This window comes from Mesobacillus sp., assembly GCF_047739415.1.
Taxonomy (GTDB): Bacteria; Bacillota; Bacilli; order Bacillales; family Cytobacillaceae; genus Mesobacillus.
Genome location: NZ_JBIQOE010000264.1, coordinates 1 through 3,485 on the forward strand (window position 1 = coordinate 1; position 3,485 = coordinate 3,485).

The 3,485-nt window shown below is 45.2% G+C and carries 2 protein-coding genes and 1 pseudogene; all 3 read left to right on the top strand.

All coding sequences use genetic code 11. The annotated features are described in order from the left end of the window. Nucleotides 1–750 (top strand): M23 family metallopeptidase (locus tag ACH0QE_RS20570; RefSeq protein ID WP_415802332.1); only part of this gene is annotated, 750 nt, incomplete at its 5' end. Between the two features lie 206 nt (nt 751–956). Further along, on the top strand, nt 957–2,408 hold the full coding sequence (locus tag ACH0QE_RS20575; RefSeq protein WP_415802334.1) for a S41 family peptidase: 1,452 nt from the start codon (nt 957–959) through the stop codon (nt 2,406–2,408). 363 nt (nt 2,409–2,771) lie between these two features. Then, nucleotides 2,772–3,485 (top strand): annotated as a pseudogene (locus ACH0QE_RS20580) (PDZ domain-containing protein); the annotation flags it as partial.

A 3,485-nucleotide genomic window follows, 5' to 3' on the forward strand; every position in this document is an offset into this window, starting at 1 on the left:
GAAGTAGAAACAAAGCTTAATAATCTTAAAGAAATGAAAAAAGATCTCGAAGCGTTGACAGTTAAGCTGAATGCACAAATCAAAGAAAAGAATGAGCTTATGAGCACTCTTAAGGCTGAAGAAAAGCAAATGCATGCAGAAAAGCTAGAGCTAGCGGAAGCTGCAGATGTCTTGAAGGCACAGGAAGCTGCATTTGTTCAGGCGATTGAATTGGAGAAAAAGCGTCAAGCCGAAAGAGCAAGACAGGCAGAACTTGAAAAACAAAGGAAAGCAGCAGCAGCGGCAGCAAAGAAAAGCAGCGGCGGTGGAAGCTCGACTCCTGACCCTGCGCCAGCAGTGTCTGCACCAACTTCAGGTGGTATGATTATAATGCCAGCGAGCGGACGAATCACTTCAGGTGTAGGCAGTCGTTGGGGCTCATACCATTCAGGTATGGATATTGCTAATAGAGCAGCTAATGTGCCGATTTATGTTGCTGCAGATGGTGTCGTTATCCGTTCCTATTATTCTTCAAGCTACGGAAACGTAATCTTTGTTGCACACTCTGTCAATGGACAAACCTGGACAACTGTTTATGCACACATGAGCTCACGAATGGCTGGAAACGGTGCAGTTGTTTCTCGTGGGCAACAAATTGGTGTCATGGGCAATACTGGACAATCATTTGGCCAGCACTTGCATTTTGAGCTTCACAAAGGCTCTTGGAACGCGTCCAAGTCAAATGCTGTGAATCCACAAGCGTACATGTAATTAACCAGGGAGAGACGAAAAGTCTCTTCCTTTTTCTTTTTCCCGATTAAAAGTCTCAGAAACTTGTAAATTATAACCATATGGGAGTTCGCTTCAAAATTAATCCTTCATACCCTGTCCCTCCTCGTCATATAATGGGAATCATATCATAGAAATTTTTACGGCGGAGGAGCAGTTGATGCGGTAAACAGGGGAGGAGTTTGGCAATGGAGCGGAAGTGGATTGCCTTTTTGATGGCGGGCTCGCTGCTGACAGGAGCGGGGAGTACATACGCTGGAATGCAATGGTACGAAAGCAAGGCGGGTGTTCTTGAACGCCAGATTGTACCCATGAAGGATCAAGGAAGTGCACAGGCCGGTGAGGCAAGCAGTCTTGAAAAAGTCGAGCAGGCATACAGTTTGATTTTTAACAGTTACGTTGAAAAGGTTGAAGAAGAAGAGCTGATTGAAGGGGCGATTCAGGGTATGCTCTCGACCCTGGAGGATCCGTATTCCGTCTATATGGACAAGGAGACGGCCAAACAATTCAATGAGACGCTGGAGTCGTCTTTTGAAGGTATTGGTGCCGAGGTCAGTACGGTCGATGGAAAAATCGTAATTGTTTCTCCTTTTAAAAATTCCCCAGCAGAAAAAGCGGGCTTGAAGCCGAATGATCAGATTTTGAAGGTCGATGGCGAAAGTATCGTGGGCCTGGACTTATATGAAGCAACTTTAAAAATCCGCGGCAAAAAAGGGACACCCGTAGTTTTGGAAATCGAGCGCAAGGGCTTGAAGGATCCGCTGAAGGTAAAAGTGATTCGCGATGAGATTCCGCAAATTACCGTCCATGCTGACATGAAAAAGGTGAACGGCGAGAAGATTGGCTATATGGAGATTACCTCTTTTTCAGAGGATACCTCCAAAGAGTTCAAGAAGGAGCTTAAGGATTTTGAAAAAGAAGGGTTGGATGCGCTTCTGATCGATGTGCGCGGCAACCCTGGGGGACTGCTCTCTAGTGTAGAAGAAATTTTACGTGAATTGGTTTCAAAGGAGAAGCCGCTCTATCAAATTGAAGAGCGCAATGGCGATAAGACTCGCTATTTTTCCAATCTGGAAAAAGCGAAACAATATCCGATTGCCGTGTTGACAGACGACGGCAGTGCATCAGCTTCGGAAATTTTGGCTGGGGCATTGAAAGAAGCAGGCGGCTATCCGGTGATTGGCGAGAAGAGTTTCGGTAAAGGGACAGTCCAGCAGGCTGTGCCGATGGGGGACGGCAGCAATATCAAGCTAACGCTTTTTAAATGGCTGACACCTGATGGCAACTGGATCCATAAAAAAGGCATCGAGCCGACTATCGAGGTCAATCAACCGGCGCTTTATGATACCCATCCTATCCAGGCCGAAACGCCTCTTAAGCTGGATATGAATAATGAGCAAGTGAAAAATGCCCAGGAAATCCTCGCGGGACTCGGATTTGAGCCGGGACGTACCGATGGCTACTTTAGTGGAATGACTGAAATTGCCGTCAAGGCATTCCAGCGGAAAAATGACATGACCGTTACGGGTGTGATTGACGCAAAAACAGCCACCGCACTCGAGGATGCGGCAAGAGAAGCAATGAAACAAGAAGAAAACGATCTTCAGCTGCAGACCGCCTTGAGGCTGTTGGCGAAATAGATACCTAATCCGCCGTACCAAAACTTGGTACGGCGATATTTTTTACATTGATTTGGAAAAAGTAGTGATTACAGCAAAAATCGTAGTGATTAGTTTGAAAACCGTAGTGATTATTCTAGATATCGTAGTGATTACTTACAAAAACGTAGTGGTTTTTGGTGATTCCGTAGTGATTCGAGTATAAAAGAAGAAAAAAGAGTGCTATGGGATTCTTCTTTTTCGAATTTCACTAAGTATTTAATGTCTACTTCTACTATAGAAAAAAATCCCACCAATATTCCTCAACTATTGATAGGTTTTACCCTTTAGATTTGATAGAATAAGCTTAATATCATGTAATCTATGAAGGCTGGTGACATAGGGGTGGCACAGGATTGGTTCATTGAACTATTGAAAGGGATGGGCAGGCTTCTGCTTCACCCTGTGTTCTATTATTCTATATTTTTGGCGGCGGTCCTTGGTGTTTCGCGCGTGAAGCGGGAGCGAAAAAACTTTACCGTGAGAGCGAAGGATGCCTATTTTGAGCTCAGACAGCTGTTTCCGCTGGGACTGTTGATCGGTCTGATCATCTCAATCATAACCATTGCAGTGGGCATTGCGATTCCATTCGGAGCAATTGTTTTAGTTGCCGCGGCAACTCTGCTATTGAGCCTCATAACAAGAGTCAGGCTCCTTACGCCTGCATATACAATCGGCGCTGCATTTTTCGCGTTGATCTTCCTTTCAGGAAAAGAAATCGATCTTCCGTTAGTCGGAGACTTATTTTCAAGCCTAGATGAAAAAATCTATCCATCCATTGCGATTTTGTTAGCATTATTAACGATTGGCGAAGGATTCCTTATTTTACGAAATGGAAAAAAGGGAACTTCTCCCAAATTAATCAAGAGCAAGCGTGGCCAGACGGTTGGTGTCCATGAGGTAAAGCGCCTCTGGGTCGTGCCGGCATTCATGCTCATTCCGGGCAGTGTGCTTACGCTGCCGTTCGATTGGTGGCCTGTGTTCACGCTTGGAGACAATACATATTCACTGATTCTCGTTCCATTTGCGATTGGATTGCATCAGCAAATCCAGGGGATG

What these genes read in the sequence shown, in the direction of transcription:
- ACH0QE_RS20575 (WP_415802334.1), top strand. Translation starts at nt 957, where the DNA reads ATGGAGCGGAAGTGGATTGCCTTTTTGATGGCGGGCTCGCTGCTGACA.